This window comes from Pseudomonas sp. 2hn (genome assembly GCF_019646095.1).
Lineage (GTDB): Bacteria > Pseudomonadota > Gammaproteobacteria > Pseudomonadales > Pseudomonadaceae > Aquipseudomonas > Aquipseudomonas peradeniyensis.
The window spans coordinates 4,337,609-4,362,799 of record NZ_CP081016.1 but is presented as its reverse complement, the minus strand read 5'-3'; the positions used below and the strand labels follow the sequence as shown (position 1 = coordinate 4,362,799).

The 25,191-nt window shown below is 63.5% G+C and carries 19 protein-coding genes; 15 read left to right on the top strand and 4 right to left on the bottom strand.

The window, feature by feature from the left end:
• The first annotated feature begins 3 nt into the window (after positions 1-3).
• The 4 genes from K2O50_RS19725 (at position 4) to K2O50_RS19710 (ending at position 5,971) form a co-directional block, all read left to right on the top strand.
• The gene (locus K2O50_RS19725; RefSeq protein WP_050704601.1) at positions 4-636 is read left to right on the top strand and encodes a DsbA family protein; all 633 of its coding nucleotides are present in this window, start codon (positions 4-6) and stop codon (positions 634-636) included.
• On the top strand, positions 629-2,461 hold the full coding sequence (locus K2O50_RS19720) for an ABC transporter ATP-binding protein (protein ID WP_050704602.1): 1,833 nt from the start codon (positions 629-631) through the stop codon (positions 2,459-2,461). The genes K2O50_RS19725 and K2O50_RS19720 overlap by 8 nt, the downstream gene beginning before the upstream one ends.
• A 229-nt stretch (positions 2,462-2,690) precedes the next feature.
• Complete coding sequence (locus K2O50_RS19715; protein ID WP_050704603.1) at positions 2,691-5,147, top strand: EAL domain-containing protein; 2,457 nt, start codon at positions 2,691-2,693, stop codon at positions 5,145-5,147.
• Between the two features lie 38 nt (positions 5,148-5,185).
• Positions 5,186-5,971: a TenA family transcriptional regulator gene (locus K2O50_RS19710; protein ID WP_050704604.1), complete on the top strand. Its 786-nt coding sequence runs from the start codon at positions 5,186-5,188 to the stop codon at positions 5,969-5,971.
• Between the two features lie 244 nt (positions 5,972-6,215).
• Here K2O50_RS19710 and K2O50_RS19705 read toward each other — a convergent pair whose 3' ends face one another.
• The 4 genes from K2O50_RS19705 to K2O50_RS19690 form a co-directional block, all read right to left on the bottom strand.
• Positions 6,216-6,956 (bottom strand): YciK family oxidoreductase, encoded by a 741-nt coding sequence (locus tag K2O50_RS19705; RefSeq protein ID WP_050704605.1) that lies wholly within the window; start codon positions 6,954-6,956, stop codon positions 6,216-6,218.
• A 139-nt stretch (positions 6,957-7,095) separates the two neighbouring features.
• Positions 7,096-7,767 carry an N-acetylmuramic acid 6-phosphate phosphatase MupP gene (mupP, locus tag K2O50_RS19700; protein WP_050704606.1) on the bottom strand — a complete coding sequence of 224 codons (672 nt, stop codon included), beginning with the start codon at positions 7,765-7,767 and terminating at the stop codon, positions 7,096-7,098.
• Positions 7,768-7,769: 2 nt separating this feature from the next.
• Complete coding sequence (ubiG, locus tag K2O50_RS19695) at positions 7,770-8,468, bottom strand: bifunctional 2-polyprenyl-6-hydroxyphenol methylase/3-demethylubiquinol 3-O-methyltransferase UbiG (RefSeq protein WP_050704607.1); 699 nt, start codon at positions 8,466-8,468, stop codon at positions 7,770-7,772.
• A gap of 63 nt (positions 8,469-8,531) precedes the next feature.
• Positions 8,532-9,857, bottom strand: a complete 1,326-nt coding sequence (locus tag K2O50_RS19690; RefSeq protein ID WP_050704608.1) for a TRZ/ATZ family hydrolase — start codon at positions 9,855-9,857, stop codon at positions 8,532-8,534.
• A gap of 111 nt (positions 9,858-9,968) precedes the next feature.
• On the opposite strand from K2O50_RS19690, the gene mtnA reads away from it, so the two are divergent.
• From mtnA to K2O50_RS19635, 11 genes are all read left to right on the top strand, one after another.
• The gene (mtnA, locus tag K2O50_RS19685; protein WP_050704609.1) at positions 9,969-11,045 is read left to right on the top strand and encodes an S-methyl-5-thioribose-1-phosphate isomerase; all 1,077 of its coding nucleotides are present in this window, start codon (positions 9,969-9,971) and stop codon (positions 11,043-11,045) included.
• A gap of 248 nt (positions 11,046-11,293) precedes the next feature.
• Positions 11,294-14,056 (top strand): DNA gyrase subunit A, encoded by a 2,763-nt coding sequence (gyrA, locus tag K2O50_RS19680; RefSeq protein ID WP_050704610.1) that lies wholly within the window; start codon positions 11,294-11,296, stop codon positions 14,054-14,056.
• A 231-nt stretch (positions 14,057-14,287) separates the two neighbouring features.
• Positions 14,288-15,373, top strand: coding sequence for a 3-phosphoserine/phosphohydroxythreonine transaminase (gene serC, locus K2O50_RS19675; RefSeq protein WP_050704611.1), 1,086 nt, complete (start codon positions 14,288-14,290; stop codon positions 15,371-15,373).
• Positions 15,373-16,467, top strand: coding sequence for a prephenate dehydratase (gene pheA / locus K2O50_RS19670; protein ID WP_028690825.1), 1,095 nt, complete (start codon positions 15,373-15,375; stop codon positions 16,465-16,467). The genes serC and pheA overlap by 1 nt, the downstream gene beginning before the upstream one ends.
• Before the next feature lie 128 nt (positions 16,468-16,595).
• Positions 16,596-18,803, top strand: coding sequence for a bifunctional prephenate dehydrogenase/3-phosphoshikimate 1-carboxyvinyltransferase (locus tag K2O50_RS19665; RefSeq protein ID WP_050704665.1), 2,208 nt, complete (start codon positions 16,596-16,598; stop codon positions 18,801-18,803).
• Positions 18,800-19,486, top strand: coding sequence for a (d)CMP kinase (gene cmk / locus K2O50_RS19660; RefSeq protein ID WP_028690823.1), 687 nt, complete (start codon positions 18,800-18,802; stop codon positions 19,484-19,486). Before K2O50_RS19665 ends, cmk begins: the two co-directional genes overlap by 4 nt.
• Positions 19,487-19,609: 123 nt before the next feature.
• A complete protein-coding gene (rpsA, locus tag K2O50_RS19655) occupies positions 19,610-21,286 on the top strand; it encodes a 30S ribosomal protein S1 (protein ID WP_046856619.1) in 1,677 nt (558 codons plus the stop codon).
• A 322-nt stretch (positions 21,287-21,608) separates the two neighbouring features.
• Positions 21,609-21,908, top strand: a complete 300-nt coding sequence (ihfB, locus tag K2O50_RS19650; protein ID WP_050704612.1) for an integration host factor subunit beta — start codon at positions 21,609-21,611, stop codon at positions 21,906-21,908.
• Positions 21,909-21,911: 3 nt separating this feature from the next.
• Positions 21,912-22,154, top strand: coding sequence for a lipopolysaccharide assembly protein LapA domain-containing protein (locus K2O50_RS26800; RefSeq protein WP_082337670.1), 243 nt, complete (start codon positions 21,912-21,914; stop codon positions 22,152-22,154).
• 336 nt (positions 22,155-22,490) lie between these two features.
• On the top strand, positions 22,491-23,546 hold the full coding sequence (locus K2O50_RS19640) for a Wzz/FepE/Etk N-terminal domain-containing protein (RefSeq protein ID WP_050704613.1): 1,056 nt from the start codon (positions 22,491-22,493) through the stop codon (positions 23,544-23,546).
• A gap of 136 nt (positions 23,547-23,682) precedes the next feature.
• Complete coding sequence (locus K2O50_RS19635; RefSeq protein ID WP_082337671.1) at positions 23,683-25,005, top strand: Wzz/FepE/Etk N-terminal domain-containing protein; 1,323 nt, start codon at positions 23,683-23,685, stop codon at positions 25,003-25,005.
• Positions 25,006-25,191 lie beyond the last annotated feature (186 nt).

Below are 25,191 nucleotides of genomic sequence, written 5' to 3'. Positions count from 1 at the left end.
TGCATGTCCGCACGCCTGCTCTATGTGATGGACCCGATGTGTTCCTGGTGCTGGGGTTTCGCCCCGGTGGCCGAGGCGCTGATCGCCCAGGCGCGTGAGGCGGGTGTCGTCACCCGCCTGGTGCCCGGTGGCCTGCGCAGCGGCGGCAGCGCCCTGGATACCTCGACCCGCAAGTACATCCTCGAGCACTGGCAGGCGGTGCATGACGCCACCGGGCAGCCGTTCCGTTTCGACGGCGCGATGCCCGACGGCTTCGTCTACGACACCGAGCCTGCGTGCCGCGCATTGGTTGCGGCGCGTGAGCTGGACGATGAACGGGCCTGGACGCTGCTCAAGCTGATCCAGCGCTCGTTCTACGAGCAGGGGCTGGATGTCACCCGCGCCCCGCAGCTGGTGGAGCTGGCCGAACAGGCCGGTTTTGACCGCGAGTCGTTCTCGCAGCGCTTCACCAGTACCGATACCCGCGCCGCCACCAGCGCCGACTTCGCCTGGGTACAGGACCTGGGCATCGCCGGTTTTCCCACGCTGCTGGCCGAGCGCAATGGCCAGCTGGCGTTGCTGACCAACGGCTACCAGTCGCTGGACAGCCTGCAGCCGCTGCTCGGCCGCTGGCTGCAGCAGGCCGCCTGTGCTTGACCTGCCAGGGTCGCCAGACCCTGTGCCAGGGAAGTCCCCCGCTGTGCCCGATCGCCTGAGCTGGGCGGAAATCCGCCGCCTGGCCCTGCACCACAAGAAGGCTTTGTGGACCGCCAATCTGGTGGCCGTGCTCGCCGCCCTGTGCAGCGTGCCCATTCCCTTGCTGCTGCCGCTGCTGGTGGACGAAGTGCTGCTGGGCCATGGCGACGCCGCCCTGAAATGGATGAACAACTTCCTGCCCGCGGGCTGGCAGGTGGCCGCGGGCTATATCGGCCTGATGCTCTGCGCCACCTTGGGCCTGCGTCTGGCGGCGCTGGCGTTCAACGTGGTCCAGGCCAAGCTGTTCGCCGGTCTGGCCAAGGACATCGTCTACCGCCTGCGTATCCGCCTGATCGAGCGGCTCAAGCGTATTTCGCTCAAGGAATACGAAAGCCTGGGCAGCGGTACCGTGACCACCCATCTGGTCACCGACCTGGACACCCTCGACAAGTTCGTCGGCGAAACCCTGAGCCGCTTCCTGGTGGCCATGCTTACGCTGACCGGCACCGCCGCCATCCTGATCTGGATGCACTGGCAGCTGGCGCTGCTGATCCTGCTGTTCAACCCGCTGGTGATCTTCTTTACCGTGCAGTTGGGCAAGCGCGTCAAGCACCTGAAGAAACTCGAGAACGACAGCACCGCGCGCTTCACCCAGGCGCTGACCGAGACCCTCGATGCGATCCAGGAGATCCGTGCCGGCAACCGCCAGGGCTACTTCCTCGGTCGCCTGGGTCTGCGTGCCCGCGAGGTGCGCGACTACGCGGTGGCCTCGCAGTGGAAGAGCGACGCCAGTGGCCGGGCCAGCGGCCTGTTGTTCCAGTTCGGCATCGATATCTTCCGCGCCGCGGCGATGCTCACCGTGCTGTTCTCCGACCTGTCGATCGGCCAGATGCTGGCGGTGTTCAGCTACCTGTGGTTCATGATCGGCCCGGTGGAGCAGTTGCTGAACCTGCAATATGCCTACTACGCCGCCGGCGGCGCGCTGAGCCGGTTGAACGAGCTGCTGGCGCGGGCCGACGAGCCGCAGTACCCGGCGGCCAGCGACCCGTTCGCCGGGCGCGACACGGTCGGCATCGAGGTGCGCGACCTGCGCTTCGCCTACGCCGACGAGCCGGTGCTCGACCAGCTGAACCTGGCCATCGCCCCGGGCGAGAAGGTGGCCATCGTCGGCGCCAGCGGCGGCGGCAAGAGTACCCTGGTGCAGTTGCTGTTGGGGTTGTACAGCGCCCAGGCCGGGACCATCCGCTTCGGCGGCGCCAGCCTGCAGGAGATCGGCCTGGAGACCCTGCGCGAGAACGTCGCGGTAGTGCTGCAGCACCCGTCGCTGTTCAACGACAGCGTGCGCGCCAACCTGACCATGGGCCGCGATTGCAGTGACGATGCCTGCTGGCAGGCGCTGCGCATCGCCCAGCTGGACGCCACCATCGCCGCGCTGCCCCAGGGTCTGGACAGCATCGTCGGGCGCTCCGGCGTGCGCCTGTCCGGCGGCCAGCGCCAGCGCCTGGCGATCGCCCGCATGGTGCTGGCCGAGCCAAAGGTGGTCATCCTCGACGAGGCCACCTCGGCGCTGGACGCCGCCACCGAGTACAACCTGCACCAGGCCCTGGCGCGGTTCCTCAGTGGCCGCACCACGCTGATCATCGCCCACCGCCTGTCGGCAGTGAAGCAGGCTGACCGTGTGCTGGTGTTCGACGGCGGCCATGTGGCCGAGGACGGCGGCCACCAGCAGCTGATCGCCGAGGGCGGCCTGTACGCCAAACTCTACGGCCATCTGCAACAAACCTGAGCCACCTACGTCCGTGTAGGAGCGGCCTTGTGCCGCGAAAGGGCCGCAGAGCGGCCCCCGGCGATCTTGTGGGGCTGCTGCGCAGCCCTTTCGCGGCACAAGGCCGCTCCTACAGGGCTTCACCACCTATTCCCTGTCATCAAAAACCACGTCACAGGCATGGCAAATGGCCTACGCTGTGCTTGTCTAGGTCGATTCGTGCCTTATCTGCCGCCATGACAGGGACTACATGAAGGGAAATCGGACTCTCGAAGCGCCAAGGCTGCTGGGCATCATCTGGCCCTTCGTCGCGGTTGTGGTTTTCCAGGTACTGCTGGGCAGTCTGAGCCTTTATGCATTGTCCGCCGTGCGCGCCTACGTGGCGGGCGAGAGCCTGTGGTCCAAGGCACAGAAGGACGCCATCTATTACCTTAACCTCTATGCCGACGACCGCGATCCGCTGACCTACGCCCGCTACCGCCGGGCGATCCTGGTGCCCCAGGGCGACCACAACCTGCGCCTGGCCCTGGACCGACCTGAACCGGACTTGGAAGCAGCGCGCCAGGGTGTGCTGCAGGGCGGCAACCATCCCGAGGACGTCGCCCGGATCATCTGGTTCTACCGCAACTTCCGTCATATCAGCTATATGGAAACCGCCATCGATTACTGGGACATCGGTGACGATTACCTGAACCAGCTCGACGTGCTGGCCCAGCAGATGCGCGAAGGCTTCGCCAGCGGCGTGATCGACCCGCACCAGGTGGCCAACTGGAAGGCGCGCATCGTCGCCATCAATGACGGTGTGACCCCCGCCGCCAAGGCCTTCAGCGATGCCCTGGGCGAAGGCTCGCGGATGTTGCTCAAGGTGCTGATGCTCACCAACCTGGCCACCGCGCTGTTCCTGATCGCCATGGCCTGGCGCCGTTCGAGCAAGCTGCTGGCCCAGCGGCAGGCGTTTGCCAGTGCGTTGCAGGAGGAGAAGGAGCGGGCGCAGATCACCCTTGAGTCGATCGGCGATGCAGTGATCACCGCCGATGTCGACGGTTGCATCAGCTACATGAACCCGGCCGCCGAGCAGTTGACCCACTGGCAGGCGGTGCAGGCCCAGGGCTTGCCGCTGGCCGCTCTGTTCAGCCTGGTCGACGAGAACGCCGAGGGCGACAGTCTGACGCTGGTCGAGCAAGTGCTCAGCGGCAGCCTCAAGGGCGGCGCCGAGCATGCCCGGCTGATCCAGCGCCTGGACGGCAGCACGGTGTCGGTCAACCTGGTGGGCTCGCCCATCCTCACCGAAGGGCAGGTCAGTGGCATCGTCGTGGTGCTGCACGACATGACCCAGGAGCGCCAGTACATCGCCAACCTGTCTTGGCAGGCGACCCATGACGCCCTGACCGGGCTGGCCAACCGCCGGGAGTTCGAATATCGCCTGGAGCAGGCGCTCAACGGCCTGGCCCGCCAGGCTGGGCGCCATTCGCTGATGTTCCTCGACCTCGACCAGTTCAAGCTGGTCAACGATACCTGCGGCCATGCCGCCGGCGACGAGTTGCTGCGGCATATCTGCGCGGTGCTGCAGTCGGGCCTGCGCGAGGGCGACACCCTGGCGCGCCTGGGTGGCGACGAGTTCGGCGTGCTTCTGGAGAACTGCCCGCCGGAGCAGGCCGAGCGGATTGCCGAGCAGTTGCGCCAGGCCGTGCAGAGCCTGCATTTCGTGTGGAAGGGGCGCCCCTTCGTGACCACGGTCAGCCTCGGCCTGGTACACATCGCCCAGGTGCCCAGCACCCTGGAGGCATCGTTGCGCGCGGCGGACATGGCCTGCTACATGGCCAAGGAGAAGGGCCGCAACCGGGTCCAGGTGTATCACGCCGACGACAGCGAGCTGTCCATGCGCTTTGGTGAGATGGCCTGGATCCAGCGATTGCACGTGGCGCTGGAAGAGAACCGCTTCTGCCTCTATGCCCAGGAGATCGCGCCCCTGCACCCCCACGAGGGTCCCGGGCATATCGAGATCCTCCTACGTCTGCACGACGAAAGCGGGCGCACCATCCTGCCCGACAGCTTCATTCCTGCAGCGGAGCGCTATGGCCTGATGACCGCGCTCGACCGCTGGGTGGTGCGCAGCGTGTTCCAGGTGATCCGCCAGTGCCTGGACGAGGGCCGGGAGGGGCCTTTGGCGATGTGCGCCATCAATTTATCGGGTTCGAGCATCGGCGATGACAAGTTCCTCGAGTACCTGCAGCGGTTGTTCGGCGAATTCGACATCCCGCCACGGCTGATCTGTTTTGAAATTACTGAAACCAGCGCCATCGCCAATCTGGGCAGCGCGATCCGATTCATCAATGAATTGAAAGGACTGGGCTGCAAATTCTCCCTCGACGACTTCTGCGCCGGAATGTCGTCATTCGCCTATTTGAAGCATTTGCCTGTAGACTTCCTGAAGATCGACGGAAGTTTCGTCAAGGACATGCTCGATGACCCGATCAACCGGGCGATGGTCGAAGTGATCAATCACATCGGCCACGTCATGGGCAAGCGGACCATTGCCGAGTTCGTCGAGACGCCGCTGATCGAGCAGGCTTTGCAGGAGATCGGCGTGGACTACGCCCAGGGATACCTCATCGAACGCCCGCAGGTCTTCACCTGCGACAGCCTGCAGCGCCAACGGATTGCCGCGAGGCCCCTTCTGCACCGGGCGCCGGGGACCTTTCGCTGAACAACGCCCGGAAATCACAGGGAATCAAGGAGCTGACAGTGATCGACGCGTTCGTAAGGATCGGACCATTGATGGATCCGGCCAGTTATCCGCAGTGGGCCCAACAACTGATAGAGGATTGCCGCGAAAGCAAGCGCCGGGTGGTGGAGCATGAGTTCTACCAGCGACTGCGCGATGGCCAGCTGAAGCAGTCGACCATCCGCCAGTACCTGATCGGCGGCTGGCCGGTGGTCGAGCAGTTCTCCCTCTACATGGCCCACAACCTCACCAAGACCCGCTACGCCCGGCACCCCGGCGAAGACATGGCGCGCCGCTGGCTGATGCGCAACATCCGGGTCGAGCTCAACCATGCCGACTACTGGGTGCACTGGTGCCAGGCGCACGGTATCCACCTGCACGAGCTGCAGTCCCAGGAGGTGCCGCCGGAACTCAACGGCCTCAACGACTGGTGCTGGCGGGTATGCGCCACCGAGTCGCTGGCCATCGCCATGGCAGCCACCAACTACGCCATCGAGGGTGCTACCGGTGAGTGGTCGGCGGTGGTCTGCGCCGAGGACACCTATGCCCAGGGCTTCCCCGAGGACACCCGCAAGCGCGCCATGAAGTGGCTGAAGATGCATGCGCAGTACGATGACGCGCATCCGTGGGAGGCGCTTGAGATCATCTGCACCCTGGCGGGCGAGAGCCCGACGCTGGGGCTGCGCACCGAGCTGCGTCGGGCGATCTGCAAGAGCTACGACTGCATGTTCCTGTTCCTGGAGCGTTGCATGCAGCTCGAGGGGCGCCAGCCGGGGCGTATGCGTCCGGCGTTGGCGGCGGGTTGAGGATAGTTGTTGGATTTGCAGGCCTATTTGCCGGCAAACCGCACACTCAATGAACTTGCACGTCCGCTGTAGGAGCGGCCTTGTGCCGCGATAGGGCTGCACAGCAGCCCCAGCCATTACTGCTCAACGCTGAAATCCTGGGGCTGCTGCGCAGCCCTATCGCGGCACAAGGCCGCTCCTACAGTTGTCGTGCAGCATATGTGGGAGCGGCGGTTCGCCGATGCGACTTGCCTCGCGATGGTTTTTACTGCGCGTTCAACGCCTGCCCGTTCACATCCTTGCTGTCCGGCCCCATCAGATACAGGTACACCGGCATGATGTCCTCGGGCAGCGGGTTGTTCTGCGGGTTTTCGCTCGGGTAGGCCTGGGCGCGCATCGCCGTGCGCGTGGCGCCCGGGTTGATGCTGTTCGAGCGCACCGGCGCCACGCCTTCCAGCTCGTCAGCGAGGGTCTGCATCAGCCCCTCGGTGGCGAACTTCGACACACCATAGGCGCCCCAGTAAGCCCGACCCTTGCGCCCGACGCTGCTGGAAGTGAACACCACCGAGGCGTCCTCCGACAGTTTCAGCAGTGGCAGCAGGGTGCTGGTCAGCATGAAGGTGGCGTCGACGTTGATGTGCATCACGCGCATGAAGTTGTCGCCCGACAGTTGCTCCAGCGGCGTGCGCGGGCCGATGATCGAGGCGTTGTTGAGCAGGCCGTCGAGGCGGCCGAACTGCTCCTCGATCATCACCGCCAGTTCGTCGTACTGGTGGGGCAGGGCGGTTTCCAGGTTGAACGGGATCACCACCGGCTGCGGGTGGCCGGCGGCCTCGATCTGGTCGTAGACCTCGTTGAGGTTGGCCTCGGTCTTGCCCAGCAGCAGCACGGTGGCGCCCAGGGCGGCATAGGCCTTGGCGGCGGCGGCACCGATGCCGCGGCCGGCGCCGGTGACCAGGATGATCCGGCCCTTGAGCAGGTCGGGGCGGGCGGTGTAGTCGAACATAACGGGTTCCCTGTTGATGGCATAGTGCCGTGGGAGCGGGCTTGCCCCGCGATGGCGTCAGGGCGGACACCATCATTGCCTGGGCGGGCAGCCTCGCGGGGCAAGCCCGCTCCCACGGGCGTCTATGACTGTTGGTTCTTCAGCAGCCGCACAGCGCGCTGTCGATCACCTTGCGCAGTTCCAGCGGGTGGTCCACCACCACGTCGGCGCCCCAGTTGTTGGGGTTGTCCTCTGGATGAATATAGCCGTAGCGCACTGCCGCGGTGCGGGTGCCGGCGTCGCGGCCGGACTCGATGTCGCGCAGGTCGTCGCCGACGAACAGCACGCTGGCCGGGTCCAGGTCCAGGGTCTTGCACGCCAGGATCAAGGGCTCGGGGTCGGGCTTGCTGTTCTTCACGTGGTCCGGGCAGATCAGCAGGGCCGAGCGCTCGGCCAGGCCCAGGCGCTGCATGATCGGCTCGGCGAAGCGCACCGGCTTGTTGGTGACCACGCCCCACAGCAGGTTGCCTTTCTCGATGTCGGCCAGCAGTTCCGGCATGCCGTCGAACAGCTTGCTGTGCACCGCGCAGTCGCGCTGGTAGCGCTCGAGGAATTCCAGGCGCAGGGCCTCGAAGCCGTCGGCCTCGGGGTCCATGGCGAAGGTCGCGGCGACCATGGCGCGGGCACCGCCGGAGATCACTTCGCGGATGCGCTCGTCGTCGATGGCCGGCAGGCCGCGGTCAGCGAGCATCGCCTGGCAGATGGCGATGAAATCCGGCGCCGTGTCCAGCAGGGTGCCGTCCATGTCGAAGAGTACTGCTCGCAGGCGCATGCTCATTCCTCGCGCAGGGTCTGGATCATGTAGTTGACGTCGACGTCGTTGTTCAGCTTGTAGTGCTTGGTCAGCGGGTTGTAGGTCAGGCCGATGATGTCCTTGACCTCGAGGCCCGCGGCCCGGCTCCAGGCGCCCAGCTCGGAGGGGCGGATGAACTTCTTGAAGTCATGGGTGCCGCGCGGCAGCATCTTGAGGATGTACTCGGCGCCGATGATCGCCAGCAGGTAGGCCTTGGGGTTGCGGTTGATGGTCGAGAAGAACACCTGGCCGCCCGGCTTGACCATGCGGTAGCAGGCGCGGATCACCGAGGAAGGATCGGGCACATGCTCGAGCATCTCCAGGCAGGTGACCACGTCGAACTGCTCGGGCATCTCCTCGGCCAGGGCTTCGGCGGTGATCTGCCGGTACTCCACCGCCACGCCGGACTCCAGCTGGTGCAGCTGGGCCACCGCCAGCGGCGCCTCGCCCATGTCGATGCCGGTCACGGTGGCGCCGCGCTGGGCCATCGCCTCGCTGAGGATGCCGCCGCCGCAGCCGACGTCCAGCACCTTCTTGCCGGCAAGGGCGACGCGCTCGTCGATCCAGTTGACCCGCAGCGGGTTGATGTCGTGCAGTGGCTTGAATTCGCTCTCGCGGTCCCACCAGCGGTGGGCCAGGGCTTCGAACTTGGCGATTTCGGCGTGGTCGACGTTGCTCATCTGAACAGTCCTCTGAAGCTTCTATGAAAGTGTCACGGGGCGCCAGCCGTGGCTGGCGCCCGGTTATTCGTTGCGCCCGCCGATGCGGGCTCCCCAGGCGCGGGCATTGGCGGCCAGGGCCTGCTCGTCCATTCGCGTCAGGCGGCGGTCCAGCACCAGGGCGTGGCCGGCGACCCAGACGTCCTTCACGCACTCGCGGCCGGTGGCGTAGATCAGTTGCGAGACCGGGTCGTGCACCGGCTGCTGCGCCAGCCCCGACAGGTCGAAGGCGACCAGGTCGGCGGCCTTGCCCACCTCGAGCGAGCCGGTCGTCGCCTCCAGGCCCAGCGCCCGGGCGCCGTTGAGCGTGGCCATGCGTAGCGCCCGGTGGGCGTCCAGGGCGGTGGCCGAGCCGGCGACGGCCTTGGCCAGCAGCGCGGCGGTACGGGTTTCGCCGAGCAGGTCGAGGTCGTTGTTGCTGGCGGCGCCGTCGGTGCCCACCGCCACGTTCACTCCGGCCTGCCACAGGCGCTCCACCGGGCAGAAGCCGCTGGCCAGCTTGAGGTTGGACTCGGGGCAGTGGACCACGCTGGTGTTGCTTTCTACCAGCAGGGCCAGATCCTCGTCGCTGACCTGGGTCATGTGCACCGCCTGCAGGTTCGGCCCCAGCAGGCCCAGGCGGGCGAGGCGGGCCAGTGGGCGCTCACCGTTGTCCTTGAGCGCCTGCTCGACTTCGCCGGCGGTCTCGTGGATATGCATGTGCAGCGGTGCGTCGAGCTGGTCGGCGATCACCCGGATCTTCTCCAGGTTCGTATCACTGACCGTGTACGGCGCGTGCGGGCCAAGCGCGACGGTAATGCGCGGGTGGTGGCGCAGGTCGCCGAACAGCTCGATGGCCAGGTGCAGGCCCTCGTCCGGGGTGCGCGCGCCGGGGATCGGGAAGTCCAGCAATGGCACGGCGATCTGCGCGCGGATACCGCTGTGGTGCACGCGGTCGCAGGCCTCGCGGGGGAAGAAGTACATGTCGGCGAAGCAGGTGATGCCGCCCTTGAGTTGCTCGGCGATGGCAAGGTCTGTGCCGTCACGCACGAAGGCTTCGTCCACCCAGCGGCCCTCGGCCGGCCAGATGTGCTCCTGCAGCCAGGTCATCAGCGGCAGGTCGTCGGCCAGGCCGCGGAACAGGGTCATGGCGGCGTGGCCGTGGGCGTTGACCAGCCCGGGCGTCAGCACGCAGTCGGGCAATTCGCGTACTTCCCGGGCCCGGGGCGCCCGCTCGCGGGGGCCGAGCCAGGCGATCCGGCCGTCCAGCACGCCCAGCGCATGGCCTTCGAGCACCACGCCGGCCGGCTCCACGGGGACCAGCCAGTCCGGCACAAGCAGCAGGTCGAGGAGGGGAGTGGCGGTGGGCATGCGCGGCATATACCTGGGTCGGTTCGACTAAACGCGCAGTATACCCGAGCGTCCGCGGCTGAGGGTCGCTATAATCGCCGGCTTTTGATGCCAGGGCGACGGGGAGAGGCGATGCGCGAGCAACTGATGGCGGCGGAGACGGTGACGGGCATCGAATGGCGCGACGGCGTGCTGTATCTGCTCGACCAGCGCCTGCTGCCGCTGGAGCAGTGCTGGCTGGCTTGCACCGAGGCAGCCGAGGTGGCCGAGGCGATCAGTGACATGGCCGTGCGCGGTGCCCCGGCGATCGGTATTTGCGCCGCCTATGGCCTGGTGCTGGCATTGCGCCAGCGGCTGGCCGAGGGCGACGGTTGGGAGGAGTCTCTCGAAGAGGACTTCATGCTGCTGGGCGAGGCGCGTCCGACCCCGGCCAACCTGTTCTGGGCGCTCAACCGCATGCGCGAGCGCTTGCAGCGCCTGCGTCCCGGCGAGGACGTGCTGGCGGTAATGGAAGCCGAGGCGGTGGCCATCCACGAAAGCGATCGCGAGGCCAACCTGACCATGGCCCAGTTCGGCGTCGAGCAGATCCGCCGCCATCAGGGCAGCGAGCAGGCCCTGCTCACCCATGGCAACGCCGGCGCCCTGGCCACCGGCGGCTTCGGCACCGCCCTGGGGGTGATTCGTGCCGCCACCCTGGAAGGCATGGTCGAGCAGGTCTATGCCTGCGAGTCGCGGCCCTGGCTGCAGGGCTCGCGCCTGACCGCCTGGGAGCTGGCCGCCGACGGCGTGCCGGTGACCGTGGTCGCCGACGCGGCCATGGGTCACCTGATGAAGACCAAGGGCATCACCTGGGTGGTGGTCGGTGCCGACTGCATCGCCGCCAATGGCGACGTGGCGGCGAAGATCGGCACCTACCAGATGGCGGTGAACGCCATGCACCACGGTCTGCGCTTCATGGTGGTGGCGCCGAGCACCAGCATCGACCTGAACCTGGCCACCGGCGAGGATATCCCGCTGGAGACCCGCGGCGAAGAAGAGCTGCTGGAAGTGGCGGGCATCCAGGTGACGGCCGACGTCGAGGCCTACAACCCGGTGGTCGATGTCACCCCGGCGGACCTGATCGACGTGATCGTCACCGAGAAGGGCGTGGTCGAGCGCCCGGACACGGCGAAAATCGCCCAGTTGATGTGCCGCAAACGCCTCCATTGAGGCGTTTTTTCACCCGTTTGGATGGCGCGGCAAGGCAACCTGCCACATCTCCCATGCGTCCCGTGTTTGTGATACCATCCGGCAGTTTCCAAGGCTGCTCTTTGCGGTGGCCTTCATTGCGCAGATCCATGGCACAACTCATTGATTTGTCGTAAGTCGTCGCACCCTATATGCGCTGCGGCGGCGAGCTTCGTTCGTCCTTCGAGGGATCAGGCGAAGTTTCACCAGAAAAAGGAATCAGGCTTCTCATGGGCGAACTGGCCAAAGAAATCCTCCCGGTCAATATCGAAGACGAACTGAGACAGTCTTACCTCGACTACGCGATGAGCGTTATTGTCGGGCGAGCGCTGCCCGATGCGCGTGACGGCTTGAAGCCCGTGCATCGCCGCGTTCTGTATGCGATGAGCGAACTGGGCAACGACTGGAACAAGCCGTACAAGAAATCCGCCCGTGTGGTCGGTGACGTGATCGGTAAGTACCACCCGCACGGCGACACCGCCGTGTACGACACCATCGTGCGCATGGCCCAGCCCTTCTCGCTGCGCTACCTGCTGGTCGATGGCCAGGGCAACTTCGGTTCGGTGGACGGCGACAACGCCGCGGCCATGCGATACACCGAAGTGCGCATGGCCAAGCTGGCCCACGAGCTGCTGGCCGACCTGCACAAGGAAACCGTCGACTGGGTGCCCAACTACGACGGCACCGAGCAGATCCCAGCGGTCATGCCGACCAAGATCCCCAACCTGCTGGTCAACGGTTCCAGCGGTATCGCCGTGGGCATGGCCACCAACATCCCGCCGCACAACCTCGGCGAAGTGATCGATGGCTGCCTGGCGCTGATCGACAACTCCGACATCACGGTCGATGAACTGATGCAGTTCATCCCGGGTCCGGACTTCCCTACCGCCGGCCTGATCAACGGTCGCCAGGGCATCATCGAGGCCTATCGCACCGGCCGTGGCCGCATCTATATGCGTGCCCGTTCCGAGATCGAGGACATCGACAAGGTCGGTGGCCGCCAGCAGATCGTCGTCACCGAGCTGCCGTACCAGCTGAACAAGGCGCGTCTGATCGAGAAGATCGCCGAGCTGGTCAAAGAGAAGAAGATCGAAGGCATCACCGAGCTGCGCGACGAGTCCGACAAGGACGGCATGCGCATCGTCATCGAGCTGCGCCGCGGCGAGGTGCCGGAGGTGGTGCTCAACAACCTCTACCAGCAGACCCAGCTGCAGAGCGTGTTCGGCATCAACATCGTCGCCCTGATCGACGGTCGCCCGCGCCTGCTGAACCTCAAGGACCTGCTCGAGGCGTTCGTTCGCCACCGTCGCGAAGTGGTTACCCGCCGCACCGTGTTCGAGCTGCGCAAGGCCCGCGAGCGTGGCCACATCCTTGAAGGCCAGGCGGTCGCGCTGTCCAACATCGACCCGGTCATCGCCCTGATCAAGGCTTCGCCGACCCCGTCCGAAGCCAAGGAAGCTCTGATCAGCACCGCCTGGGAATCCAGCGCCGTGCAGGTCATGGTCGAGCGCGCCGGCGCCGAGTCCTGCCGTCCGGAAGACCTGCCGGAACAGTACGGCCTGCGTGAAGGCAAGTACTACCTGTCGCCGGAGCAGGCCCAGGCCATCCTCGAGCTGCGCCTGCACCGCCTGACCGGCCTGGAGCACGAGAAGCTGCTGGCCGAGTACCAGGAGATCCTCGAGCAGATCGGCGAGCTGATCCGCATCCTCAGCAGCGCCGAGCGCCTGATGGAAGTGATCCGCGAAGAACTCGAAGCGATCCGTGCCGAGTACGGCGATGCCCGCCGCACCGAGATCCTCAACGCCAGCCACGACCTCAACTACGGCGACATGATCCCGGAAGAAGTGCGCGTGGTGACCATCTCCCACGGTGGTTACGCCAAGACCCAGCCATTGTCCGCCTACCAGGCCCAGCGCCGCGGCGGCAAGGGCAAGTCGGCGACCGGCGTCAAGGACGAGGACTACATCGAGCACCTGCTGGTCGCCAACAGCCACGCCACCCTTCTGCTGTTCTCCAGCAAGGGCAAGGTGTACTGGAAGAAAACCTACGAAATCCCCGAGGCCTCCCGCGCCGCCCGCGGTCGTCCGCTGGTCAACCTGCTGCCGCTGGAGGAGGGTGAGCGCATCACCGCCATGCTGCAGGTCGACCTGGAGGCGTTGCAACAGCACGCAGATCCCGACGAGGAGCTGGAAGACAGCGACGACAGCGTGATCGAAGGCGAGCTGGTGGAAGTCGAAGAGATCGACGAGGAAGACGGCGACACCCCTGAGTGGGTCGCCGAACCGACTGGCGCCTACATCTTCATGGCCACCGCCTCCGGCACCGTGAAGAAGACCCCGCTGGTGCAATTCGCCCGTCCGCGCTCCAACGGCCTGATCGCCCTGAAGCTCAAGGAAGGTGACACCCTGATCGCCGCGGCCATCACCGACGGCGCCAAGGAAGTCATGATGTTCTCCGACGCCGGCAAGGTGATTCGCTTCGCCGAGAGCGTGGTGCGCGAAATGGGTCGTACCGCCCGTGGCGTGCGCGGCATGAAGCTGGGCAAGGGCCAGCAGATCATCTCCATGCTGATTCCCGAGTCCGGCGCGCAGATCCTCACCGCCTCCGAGCGTGGCTTCGGCAAGCGCACCCCGCTGTCCAAGTTCCCGCGTCGCGGCCGTGGTGGCCAGGGCGTGATCGCCATGGGTACCAAGGGGCGCAACGGCTTGCTGATCGGCGCCATCCAGGTGCAGGAAGGCGAGGAGATCATGCTGATTTCCGACCAGGGCACCCTGGTGCGTACGCGGGTCGGCGAAGTGTCCAGCCTGAGCCGTAACACCCAGGGTGTGACGCTGATCAAGCTGGCCACCGACGAAACGCTGGTAGGCCTGGAGCGTGTCCAGGAGCCATCCGAGGAAGAACTCGACGACCTGGTCGAGACGGACGAGGAGGGCGCCCCGCTCGATGCGGTGGACGAGGACAACGCAGGCGCCGAAGAGGCACCTCAGGAATAACCGAAGCAACAACCCGAACGGGGCGACCAAGGTCGCCCCGTTTGACTGATAAGGGCCTGGCCCGATCCGCAGGTTGGTCGCATGACCTGTGGGAGCGGGTTTACCCGCGAAGAAGACACCGCGGTGCATGGCAAGGGCTTCGCCCTTGTTCGCGGGTGAACCCGCTCCCACAGGGTTTCCGCTGGCATCGATGATTTACGATTTGTTCTATTTGGCAGAGCGAGAGTGGATGTGAGCAAACGAGCCTTTAACTTCTGCGCCGGCCCCGCCGCGCTTCCCGATGCTGTCCTGCAGCGTGCCCAGGCCGAAATGCTGGACTGGCGCGGCAAGGGCCTGTCGGTGATGGAAATGAGCCATCGCAGCGACGACTACGTGGCCATTGCCGAAAAGGCCGAGCAGGACCTGCGCGACCTGCTGTCCGTCCCCTCCAACTACAAGGTGTTGTTCCTGCAGGGCGGCGCCAGCCAGCAGTTCGCCGAGATCCCGCTGAACCTGCTGCCGGAGAACGGCACCGCCGACTACATCGAGACCGGCATCTGGTCGAAGAAGGCCATCGAGGAAGCGCGTCGCTTCGGCAGCGTCAATGTCGCCGCCAGCGCCAAGCCTTACGACTACCTGGCCATCCCGGGCCAGAACGAGTGGCAGCTGACCAAGAACGCAGCCTATGTGCACTATGCGTCCAACGAGACCATTGGTGGCCTGCAGTTCGACTGGGTGCCCGAGACCGGCGACGTGCCGCTGGTGGTCGACATGTCCTCCGACATCCTCTCGCGTCCGATCGACGTGTCGCAGTTCGGCATGATCTACGCCGGCGCGCAGAAGAACATCGGCCCCAGCGGCCTGGTGGTGGTGATCGTTCGTGAAGACCTGCTGGGCCACGCCCGCAGCAGCTGCCCGACCATGCTCGACTACAAGATCGCGGCCGACAACGGCTCGATGTACAACACCCCGGCCACCTATTCCTGGTACCTCTCGGGCCTGGTGTTCGAATGGCTCAAGGAGCAGGGTGGCGTCGAGGCCATGGAGCAGCGCAACCGCGCCAAGAAGGACCGCCTGTACGGCTTCATCGACAGCAGCGCGTTCTACACCAACCCGATCAGCCACAACGCCCGTTCGTGGATGAACGTGCCGTTCCGCCTGGCCGACGAGCGCCTGGACAAGGCCTTCCTGGCCGGCGCCGACGCCCGTGGCCTGCTCAACCTCAAGGGGCACCGTTCGGTCGGTGGCATGCGCGCCTCGATCTACAACGCCCTGGGCCTGGAGGCTGTCGAGGCGCTGGTGCAGTACATGGCTGAATTCGAGAAGGAGCACGGCTGATGTCCGACCAGGAACTCAAGGCCCTGCGCGTGCGCATCGACAGCCTCGACGAGAAGATCCTCGAGCTGATCAGCGAGCGCGCCCGTTGCGCCCAGGAAGTGGCCAAGGTCAAGACTGCGTCGCTGGCCGAAGGCGAGGCGCCGGTGTTCTATCGCCCCGAGCGTGAAGCCGCGGTGCTCAAGCGCGTCATGGAGCGCAACAAGGGGCCGCTGGACAACGAAGAGATGGCGCGGCTGTTCCGCGAGATCATGTCCTCCTGCCTGGCCCTGGAAGAGCCGCTGAAAGTCGCCTACCTCGGCCCAGAGGGCACCTTCACCCAGGCGGCGGCCATGAAGCACTTCGGTCACGCCGTGGTCAGTCGTCCGATGGCGGCCATCGACGAGGTGTTCCGCGAAGTGGCGGCCGGTGCCGTCAACTTCGGCGTGGTGCCGGTGGAAAACTCCACCGAGGGCGCGGTCAGCCATACGCTGGACAGCTTCCTCGAACACGACATGGTCATCTGCGGCGAGGTGGAGCTGCGTATCCACCACCACCTGCTGGTGGGCGAGAACACCAAGACCGACAGCATCACCCGCATCTACTCCCATGCCCAGTCGCTGGCCCAGTGCCGCAAGTGGCTGGACGCCCATTATCCGAACGTCGAGCGCGTGGCTGTCTCCAGCAACGCCGAGGCGGCCAAGCGGGTCAAGGGCGAGTGGAATTCGGCGGCGATCGCCGGCGACATGGCGGCCAACCTGTACGGGCTGACCCGCCTGGCCGAGAAGATCGAGGACCGCCCGGACAACTCCACGCGCTTCCTCATGATCGGCAGCCAGGAAGTGCCGCCGACTGGCGACGACAAGACCTCGATCATCGTCTCCATGAGCAACAAGCCGGGCGCGCTGCATGAACTGCTGGTACCGTTCCACGAGAACGGCATCGACCTGACGCGCATCGAGACCCGTCCGTCGCGCAGCGGCAAATGGACCTACGTGTTCTTCATCGACTTCGTCGGCCATCACCGCGATCCGCTGATCAAGGCGGTGCTGGAGCAGATCAGCCAGGAGGCTGTGGCGCTGAAGGTGCTGGGGTCGTATCCGAAGGCGGTGCTCTGACGTATGTTTCAAGGTTCATCGCGGGCCTCGTGGGAGCGGGCTTGTCCCGCGATGGGCTTACAGGCTGTCTTGATTTCTGAACAGGGTTCGCACTCGTGGTTGATGCTGTAACAAACAAATCCGCACCGATTGTCGGTCGCCTGGTCGTGGTCGGTCTCGGCCTGATCGGCGGCTCCTTCGCCAAGGGCCTGCGTGAGAGCGGCCTGTGCCGCGAAGTGGTTGGCGTCGACCTGGATGCCGAGTCGCGCAAGCAGGCCGTGGCGTTGGGCGTAGTCGATCGTTGCGAGGCAGATCTCGCCGCCGCCTGTGTCGGCGCCGATGTCATCCAGCTGGCGGTGCCGATCCTGGCCATGGAGAAAGTCCTGGCCCGCCTCGCCCAGCTCGACCTGGGTGACGCGGTGATCACCGACGTGGGCAGTGCCAAGGGCAACGTGGTGCGCGCAGCGCGCGAGGCCTTCGCCGAGCGCCTGCCGCGCTTCGTGCCCGGGCACCCGATCGCCGGCTCCGAGCAAAGCGGCGTGGAAGCCTCCAATGCCGCGCTGTTCCGTCGCCACAAGGTGATCCTCACGCCGCTGGCGGAAACCGACCCGCAGGCGCTGGCCCTGGTCGACCGTCTCTGGCGCGCGCTGGACGCCGATGTCGAGCACATGCCGGTGGAGCGCCATGACGAAGTCCTGGCCGCCACCAGCCACCTGCCGCACCTGCTGGCCTTCGGCCTGGTCGATTCGCTGGCCAAGCGCAATGAAAACCTGGAGATCTTCCGGTACGCTGCGGGGGGCTTTCGCGATTTCACGAGAATCGCCGGCAGCGACCCGATCATGTGGCACGACATCTTCCTCGCCAACCGCGAGGCGGTCCTGCGCACTCTCGATACATTTCGCAGCGACCTCGACGCCTTGCGCGACGCGGTCGATGCTGGGGACGGGCACCAGCTGCTGGGTGTGTTCACCCGCGCCCGGGTTGCCCGCGAGCATTTCAGTAAAATCCTGGCCCGCCGGGCCTATGTGGACGCTATGAACGCCAACGATCTGATTTTCCTGGCCCAACCGGGTGGCCGCGTGTCCGGACGGATCCGCGTACCTGGCGACAAGTCGATTTCCCACCGCTCGATCATGCTCGGCTCGCTGGCCGAAGGCACCACCGAGGTGGAAGGTTTCCTCGAGGGCGAGGACGCCCTGGCCACCTTGCAGGCCTTCCGTGACATGGGCGTGGTCATCGAAGGCCCGCACCACGGCCGCGTGACCATCCATGGCGTTGGCCTGCACGGTCTCAAGCCGCCACCCGGGCCGCTGTATGTCGGCAACTCCGGTACCTCGATGCGCCTGCTGTCCGGCCTGCTGGCGGCGCAGTCGTTCGACACCACCATGACCGGCGACGCCTCGCTGTCCAAGCGCCCGATGAATCGCGTGGCCAATCCGCTGCGCGAAATGGGCGCGGTGGTCGAGACCGGCCCTGAAGGGCGTCCGCCGCTGACCATTCGTGGTGGCCACAAGCTCAAGGCGCTGAACTACACGCTGCCGATGGCCAGTGCCCAGGTCAAATCCTGCCTGTTGCTGGCTGGCCTGTACGCCGAAGGCACCACCACCGTCACCGAACCTGCGCCGACCCGTGATCACACCGAGCGCATGCTGCGCGGCTTCGGCTACGCGGTCGAGTCGAACGGTCCGGTGGCCTCCCTGCAGTCCGGTGGCAAGCTCACCGCTACCCGCATCGAAGTGCCGGCGGACATTTCCTCCTCGGCGTTCTTCCTGGTGGCGGCGTCCATCGCAGAAGGTTCCGAGCTGGTCCTGGAGCACGTCGGCATCAACCCGACCCGCACCGGCGTGATCGACATCCTGCGCCTGATGGGCGGCGACATCACCCTGGAAAACCAGCGTGAAGTCGGCGGTGAACCGGTGGCTGACCTGCGCGTGCGTGGCGCCAAGCTCAAGGGCATCGACATCCCCGAGCACCTGGTGCCGCTGGCCATCGACGAGTTCCCGGTACTGTTCGTCGCCGCCGCCTGCGCCGAAGGGCGCACCGTGTTGCGTGGCGCCGAAGAGCTGCGGGTCAAGGAGTCGGACCGCATCCAGGTGATGGCCGACGGCCTGATCGCCCTGGGCGTGAAGTGCGAGCCGACCCCGGACGGCATCATCATCGACGGCGGCCAGATCGGCGGCGGCGAAGTGCACGGCCACGGCGACCACCGCATCGCCATGGCCTTCAGCATCGCCTCGCTGCGCGCCAGTGCGCCGATCGTGATCCATGACTGCGCCAACGTCGCCACGTCGTTCCCCAACTTCCTGGCGCTGTGCAAGGAAGTCGGCATCCGCGTCGCCGAAGAGGGCAAGTCGTGAATTCGCAAGCACCGGTCATCACCATCGACGGGCCGAGCGGCTCGGGCAAGGGTACCGTGGCGGGCCTGCTGGCCCGCGAGCTGGGCTGGCGCCTGCTCGACTCCGGCGCCCTGTACCGCCTGTTGGCGTTCAACGCCAGCAACCATGGCGTCGACCTGACCAATGAAGAGCTGCTCAAGGCCCTGGCTGCCCATCTGGATGTGCAGTTCATCGCCGCCGAGCCGGGCAAGCTGCAGCAGATCATTCTCGAGGGCGAGGATGTCAGCCACGTCATCCGTACCGAGACTGTCGGCGCCGGCGCCTCGATGGTCGCCTCGCTGCCGGCCGTGCGCGAAGCGCTGCTGCAGCGCCAGCGCGCCTTCCGCGAAGCCCCAGGCTTGATCGCCGACGGTCGCGACATGGGCACCGTGGTGTTCCCCGACGCGCCGCTCAAGGTGTTCCTCACCGCCAGCGCCGAGGAGCGTGCCCGTCGCCGTTACCTGCAGTTGAAGGGCAAGGGTGAAGATGTTAGTCTGTCAAGTCTGCTAGATGAGATCCGTGCGCGCGATGAGCGTGACACCCAGCGCGCAGTGGCCCCGCTCAAGCCGGCGGCCGATGCCATTCAGCTGGATTCCACGGAGTTGTCCATCGAACAGGTGCTGCAACGCATCAGAAGCGAGCTCGCCCTGCGCGACCTGGCCTGATGGAGAGGAGAGCGGGCAGGGGCACCAGTCAACGTCCTGTCAGCGCTTCTTAACTTAACGAAACCCACATTGTCTGGAATGTGGCTATGGGCGTCTTTTTCGCCCGAATCTACAGGAATTAAAATGAGCGAAAGCTTTGCAGAACTCTTTGAAGAAAGCCTGAAAACCCTCAATCTTCAGCCGGGTGCAATCATCACCGGTATCGTTGTCGACATCGACGGCGACTGGGTTACCGTACACGCTGGCCTGAAGTCCGAGGGTGTCATCCCGCTCGAGCAGTTCTACAACGAAACTGGCGAACTGACCATCAAGGTCGGTGACGAAGTTCACGTTGCGCTGGACGCGGTCGAAGACGGCTTCGGCGAAACCAAGCTGTCCCGTGAGAAAGCCAAGCGCGCCGAGTGCTGGATTGTTCTGGAAGCTGCTTTCGCTGCTGAAGAAGTGGTCAAGGGCGTTATCAACGGTAAGGTTAAAGGCGGCTTCACTGTCGACGTTAACGGCATCCGTGCGTTCCTGCCGGGCTCCCTGGTTGATGTCCGCCCAGTGCGCGACACCACCCACCTCGAAGGCAAAGAGCTGGAATTCAAGGTCATCAAGCTGGACCAGAAGCGCAACAACGTTGTCGTTTCCCGTCGCAGCGTCCTGGAAGCCGAAAACAGCGCCGAGCGCGAAGCTCTGCTGGAATCGCTGCAGGAAGGCCAGCAGGTCAAAGGTATCGTCAAGAACCTCACCGACTACGGTGCGTTCGTTGACCTGGGCGGCGTCGATGGTCTGCTGCACATCACCGACATGGCCTGGAAGCGTATCAAGCACCCGTCGGAAATCGTCAACGTTGGTGACGAGATCGACGTCAAGGTCCTGAAGTACGATCGCGAGCGCAACCGCGTTTCGCTGGGTCTGAAGCAACTGGGTGAAGACCCATGGGTTGCTATCAAAGCCCGTTACCCAGAGAGCACTCGCGTGACTGCTCGCGTCACCAACCTGACCGACTACGGCTGCTTCGCTGAGCTGGAAGAAGGCGTTGAAGGTCTGGTGCACGTTTCCGAAATGGACTGGACCAACAAGAACATCCACCCGTCGAAAGTCGTTCAGGTTGGCGACGAAGTGGAAGTCATGGTTCTGGACATCGACGAAGAGCGTCGTCGTATCTCCCTGGGTATCAAGCAGTGCAAATCGAACCCATGGGAAGACTTCTCCGGCCAGTTCAACAAGGGTGACAAGATCACCGGTACCATCAAGTCGATCACCGACTTCGGTATCTTCATCGGCCTGGACGGCGGCATCGACGGTCTGGTTCACCTGTCCGACATCTCCTGGAACGAAGCTGGCGAAGAAGCCGTGCGTCGCTTCAAGAAGGGCGACGAGCTGGAAACCGTCATCCTGTCGGTTGACCCAGAGCGCGAGCGCATCTCCCTGGGCATCAAGCAGCTGGAAGACGATCCGTTCTCCAACTTCGTTGCTGTCAACGACAAGGGCGCTATCGTCAAGGGTATCGTCAAGGAAGTTGACGCCAAGGGCGCTATCGTGACCCTGGCCGACGACATCGAAGCTACTCTGAAAGCTTCCGAAATCAGCCGTGACCGCGTTGAAGACGCCCGTAACGTGCTGAAGGAAGGCGAAGAGATCGAAGCCAAGATCATCAGCGTCGACCGCAAGTCCCGCGTCATCAGCCTGTCCATCAAGTCGAAGGACGACGCTGAAGAGCGCGAAGCCATCCAGAGCCTGAAAAACGCTCCGGAAGCGGCTGCCGACACCACCATGGCTGCGCTGCTGCGCGAAGCAATGGCCAAGCAGAACTGAGTTCTGTTTGATCGGTAAAAAGGGCGACCCTCGGGTCGCCCTTTTTTTGCCTGCGATTTGCTTGTTTGGGTCAATGCAGCTTGTTCCTACAGGGTTTTTAGCTATTTCTGAGGTCGTGCGCGGTGTGTGGGCGGTAGGCTTTCCCGCTCGCCTGCATAGTCGCGCCGCAGTGCGCTCGCGCTCATGTGGGGTGGCGATCGCCCGCGCTGCGCCTTATCTTGAATTTTTTTGTTTAGTCAAGAACCACCCTGTTCAAATCCGCCGGAGCGTGCTACAAACTGATTAAGCAATGATCTAGCTGCTTGATAACGAAGGGAAAAATATGACGAAGTCGGAGCTGATCGAACGTATTGTCACCCATCAGGGGCTGCTCTCGTCCAAGGACGTCGAGCTGGCCATCAAGACCATGCTCGAGCAGATGTCGCAGTGCCTGGCGACAGGGGATCGTATCGAGATCCGTGGCTTTGGCAGTTTTTCCCTGCACTACCGCGCACCGCGGGTAGGGCGTAATCCCAAGACTGGCCAGTCGGTCAGCCTCGAAGGCAAGTACGTGCCGCACTTCAAGCCCGGCAAGGAGCTGCGTGATCGGGTCAATGAAGACGATATGCCAAGTGAGGGCTAATGGATGCTTAAGTTCAGGCGTTTGTTTTCAGTGCTTCTATTGTTGCTCTTGGTATTGAGTGTTGTTGCATTTGTTCTTGAGAATCAACAGCAAGTAACAATATCGATTCTAGGGTGGTCGATGGCGAGTATTCCGGTTGCGTTGGTCGCATTAAGTGGTGTAGTGCTTGGGCTTTTGCTGGGAATGGTTCTATTCGCCCTTCATTCTTTGGCTACACAGAGGAAGAGGGCTGCTCGCGTTCGTTGAGCGATCCTGGCCCATTTTGGTTTTAGCGTGATCTGCTGTGGATTCGTTATAACTCCGTTGACTTGCGTAAGGCGCCGCTCCCTCTACAGATTACCCCTGAATCTTGTGCTATCTATCGGGTAGATGGCCACTGGCCTGCTTATGCCTGCACGTTATCAGTTGAAGAATGTTCCTACAGAAATTTAGGAACTATTCAGTGAGATTTAGTCTTAACTGAGCAAGGTGAGTTGTTAGAATCCTTCTGTACGAGCCTGTTTCGAATTATTTTGAGCGGGTGTGGGCAAGATTAAGCTTTGTGCTGAAGGGGTGGGTCGATGGCTATTCAGGAAAATGATAATGGCAGAAGAGCATCAACTTCGTAGTGAGGCCGGGTTGTACTTCGGGGTGTTGGTGGAGAGGGTGTGGGAGCAAAAAATGCTTGTATTGCTCGTCACCGGATTGTTTGTGCTGGCGGGGGCTGCCTATGCATTGTTGGCTGCCCCGGTCTACGAAGCTAAGGCCTACCTTCAGAAGCCAAGCATCGCAGACGTTGCCGCGTTGAATCAGGGGCGTGGAGCCAGTGACTTGGTGCCCAGGCTGACGGCCAAAAACGTCTACGATGCTTTTCTTGGCACTCTCCAGTCCGAGCAGTTACGTCGAGATTTTTTCGTTCATGGGTATCTGCCGCGTCTTGCTGAGCAAGAGCGCCAAGAGGGTCGCGAAGAGCTTTATGCGCAGTTTGTCCGGCAGTTCGTGTTTGTCGTTGACAGGCAGGACGCGGGTCGGTTGTTGATGACTGTGCAGGCTGATGAGCCGCAAAAGGCGGTGCAGTGGCTAACGGATTATCTGGCGCAGGCGCAGAAACAGGCCAAGAAAGAGATTCTTGAGGATGTGCGTTCAGGGGCTGCGGCGATGGCGGCCTCGCTCGCCCGTAGTATCTCGGAGGGGCGTGAGAATGCCCGCAAGGAACGGGAGGATGAAATTGCACGGCTGGGTGAAGCGTTGAAAGTGGCCGAAAGCGTTGGTCTGCAGAAGCCGCCCATGATCGGTACGGGTCTTTCTGCCGAGGTATCGTCGGGAATGACAGGCACGCTGTCCTATCTCCGTGGAGTGACGGCACTCAGAGCGGAGTTGGAAAATCTGCGCAGTCGTAAGTCTGATGATCCCTTCGTGCCCAAACTACGCCAGATGCAGGCTGGTATGGCGTTCTATCAGGGATTGGAGGTCGATCCATCTGCGTTTCAGATCTATCGACTCGATGGTCTTGTAGAAGAGCCTGTCACGCCGCTCAAACCGCGTAAGGCGCTGATTATTGTGTTGTCTCTCATCGGTGGGTTGCTGGTGGGGATGATTGTTGCCTTGCTGCGGGTCTTTGCTCGACTCACCAAGGGAGGGGTGTCTGTCAAGTCATAATTGATCTTGCAATGGCCTTGGTTGGTGCTAGAGTACAACGCTTTTTCAAGCGGAAGTCGCCGAGCGCACTTTGCGCGCACCTTTCTGGTGCGTGCCATTCAATACTTTAATCCAAGGCAGGTTCAGCGTGAGTAACATGGAGCATTACACTCCCTCTCCTTTGGCGGATGGGGTGGGCACGGCCCAGATTATCCGGGCGCTGTGGGGGCAACGGATTCTGGTGGCCTTTGTTGCGGTCGCCATTGCCGGACTGGCATTGGCATATGCGATGCTCGTACAGCCCGTCTTCCGTGCTACAACCGTGCTTCAGCCTGTTTCAATTGCCCAGCTTGAAGCATTAGGTCGTTCCGGGCTGTACGACTTGACTCCCTCTTCCGCTTTGAGTCGTATTGCCTCGGCCCTGGACTCATACGAAGCGCGTTCGGGTTATTTCAAGGAGTGGGTCGCTAGCCACCCCTCCAGTGCGGATAACCAAGATATCGACAAGATGTTTCTCAAGTACGACAAGGCTTTGGATGTTACCGTCAGTGATGTGGCCAAGTCGCCTCGCCCTCAGGTAGTGGTGGCGTTCGATTACGCGAACGGGGTAGCAGGTGCTGATTATCTCAATGGTTATGTCAATTACGTTCTAGATCGCGAAGCTGCAGCGATCAATCGTGAAATCAAGTCGATCATCGCAGAGCGGGTAAAGGAGGCCGAGTTGGCGCTGGGCACGGCGAGGGCCGCCTACCAGGTCTCCAAGGCTTCGCGTATCGCGCAGCTTCGTGAAAATGATGATATTCGCAGGGCTCAGCTGAATGACGAACTCAAAGCGTTGCGTCAGCAATTGAAAATTGCTCGTCAGGATCGTATTGCCTTGCTGGCCGAGGCAGAAGGGATCGCTCGTAGTCTCGGGATCCAGAAGTTGGTCACGCCGTCCTCCCTGGCGCAATTGTCGGGTAGCGGCAACGTTATTCGTGCCGAGCTGAACTACAATCAGAACCCGCTTTACTTCATGGGTGTCGAGGCGCTGCAGGCGGAGCGCAATGCGCTGGCGTCTCGCAAGTCGGATGATTTCACCGAGCCGCGCATTGCACAAATTGTAAAGGAGCTCGCCATGCTGAGCTCCAACCGTGAAGCTCAAGCCATTGCAGAGCGTGTTGATGCAGATCTGTTCATTGCTGATGCCGAGGCATCCCGTCGCGAGTTGGCGCGCCTTCAGGCGCTGGAAAAATCCATTGAAATCGGTGTGATCGCCAAGGTCGACAGGCCCGCGTTCGTTTCGGACGAGCCAGTCAAGCCGAATCGTTTCGCGATCATTACGATGGGGGTGATCTTCGGAGTCGTCATCGGGCTGTTGGTGGCCTTGGTACGGTTCTTCATGATGCAGGCCTCGCGCGTTGGACAATCCGGCTTGCTGCGCGCGCCTGCTGCGCCTTTGGTTCAGGCCACATCAGGGGCAGCTCTGTTGCGTGATTGACCTGATGGGCGCTCGCTGCGTGGCCTGCGCTATGAGTGTAGGCTTCGCAGGGCGCGCGACCTATAATGGCCTTCCCATATTCAAGCATTGCTCGCCGTCGAACAGGGACGGTGCAGTTACTTATTTGGTAATGCATCGGGTTCGAGCGTGGCCCACCGCGATTGAAAGAGATGGAGTGAAAACGTC